Origin of the sequence: Micromonospora sp. HNM0581 (genome assembly GCF_012726175.1) — a bacterium.
Taxonomy (GTDB): Bacteria; Actinomycetota; Actinomycetes; order Mycobacteriales; family Micromonosporaceae; genus Micromonospora.
Map to the genome: position 1 here is coordinate 1 of NZ_JAASAD010000054.1, position 1,845 is coordinate 1,845.

1 protein-coding gene is annotated in these 1,845 nt (G+C 68.7%); it reads right to left on the bottom strand.

The window, feature by feature from the left end:
• Positions 1-164 precede the first annotated feature (164 nt).
• A complete protein-coding gene (locus HCA58_RS23030; protein ID WP_169600145.1) occupies positions 165-1,766 on the bottom strand; it encodes an IS1182 family transposase in 1,602 nt (533 codons plus the stop codon).
• Positions 1,767-1,845: the final 79 nt, after the last annotated feature.

Consider the following 1,845-nt stretch of genomic DNA (forward strand, 5'->3'; position numbering starts at 1 on the left):
GGGTCGATCGGTCGGTGGTCTGTTCAGCCCGTGTGTTGACGGCTCGTTGGTTGGCGTGAAGGGGGTAGTCGCTGGGCTGGCTGATCGGTGGTTCGGCGGGCGGCTGTGGGGCTGAGGGGCTGTTGCTGGGCTGGATGAGGCCTGGTCGGGGTCTCTGCTGGTGGTCAGGCGGGGGTCGGGCTGGGGTGGCTGCTGCCGGTGAGGTTGAGGGTGGCGAGGCGGGCCAGGTTGGTGGCGGCGGCTAGGAGTTTGAAGTCGGCGGCGATGCGGTGCAGGCCGCGCATGCGGGCGCGGCGGCCGCCGTGGCGGCGGCGCATGAGGTGGGCGATTTTGCGTTCGACTTTGGGGCGGGTGGCGCGGTAGTCGGCCCGCCAGGCCGGGTCGGTCTGGCGGGTCCGGGCGGCTGTGAGGTGGGTTTCCCAGCGGCTGATGGTGATATGTCGGCCGGTCTTCGACTCAGTGCACTGCGTGCGGAGCGGGCAGTCGGTGCAGGCGCGGCCGAAGTCGGCTTTCCCGGCGTGACGGTCGTGACCGGTGATCGGGCGGATAGCGATGGTGGCCTGGTTCGGGCAGGTGACCGTGCCGGCGGCGAGGTCAATGGTGAACCGGTCCTTGGTGAACTTGCCACGCGGCGCGACCGGTGGCTGGACCTTGGTCTTGGCGTCGATCCCGGCAGTATGCAGGCATTCGAGTACTTCGCCGGCGCCGTAGGCCGAATCGCCGTAGACCGCCGCGTCGGCTGCGGGTGTGTCTTGATCGTTGGCCGGGGTGGTGAGGTCGACGATCAGGTCGGCGGCCGGGCCGGCATCGCCGGTGTTACCGGCAGTGACCTCGGTGGCGGTGATGATCTCGCTGTCCGGATCGACGGCGATATGCCCTTTGTAGCCGTCGAAGCCGCGGTGGCTGGTCTTGTGTCCGTGCCGGGCCTGCGGGTCGACGGTGGAGATCACTCGGTCCGCGGCGACTTTGCGTGCGATCCGCAGCACCCCGTCGTCGCCGGTTTCCAGGTCCTGGCCCAGCACCGTGGCCAGCAGCCGCATCGCCTCGGTGACCGCCTCGGGCAGCTTCTTACTGCCGTCGAGGGCGGCGAGCAGGGCATACCCGTCCCGGGCCCTTGAGTCGATCAATGCTTCCCGGGCGGTCTTGTCGTCCCAGTCCACGACCGGTTTCGCCGTGTTGACGTAGTCGTCGCCGCTGGTCAACACGGCCCGCAGGTCGATGGCCAGGTCGCGGCCGGCCGCGGTGAGCAGCCCGCGGACCGCCGAGCGGATCAGCGTGATCGTGTCCATCGTGGCGACCGCGTCATACAAGGGGGTCGAGTCAAGCACCCGGCGCCGTCCCAGCAGCCCGGCCTCCCGCGCCGCCGCGAGGGCAACCTCGAAAATCCGGTCCGGGTTCGCCGAGCGGCGTAGCCGTTCGCGCATGTCAACCAGGACCGTGTGGGCGAACCCGGCCCGCGAAGCGCCGTCCCAACCACCGGCCCCGGCCGCGTACCGCCAGCGGACATCGAACGCGAACCGGTCGACGGCCTCGCGGTCCGACAGTCCTTCCAAACGCTGCAGCACCATCACCGTCGCGACCACCGACGGCGGCACCGACCGCCGCCCGACCTGCGCGAACAAATCAGCGAACAAGCTGTCCGGGAACAACCGGTCGCGGTGATCGTGCAGGAAAGCGTAGACCGAGTTCGCCGCAAGGGTCTCAGCGCAGAACCGGCTGACCGGATCGAAGAGGTCCAGCTGCTGCGACGCTATGCCCAACGTCATCCCAGCAAACTACCCGAAATAGATTCAAAACGATGGCCGCCACGCCGATGGCAGCCATCGTTTAACACCAGTCACCTAG

Bases quoted from the DNA above. Each gene is read 5' to 3' on its own strand.
- HCA58_RS23030 (WP_169600145.1), bottom strand. From the start codon at position 1,766: ATGACGTTGGGCATAGCGTCGCAGCAGCTGGACCTCTTCGATCCGGTC.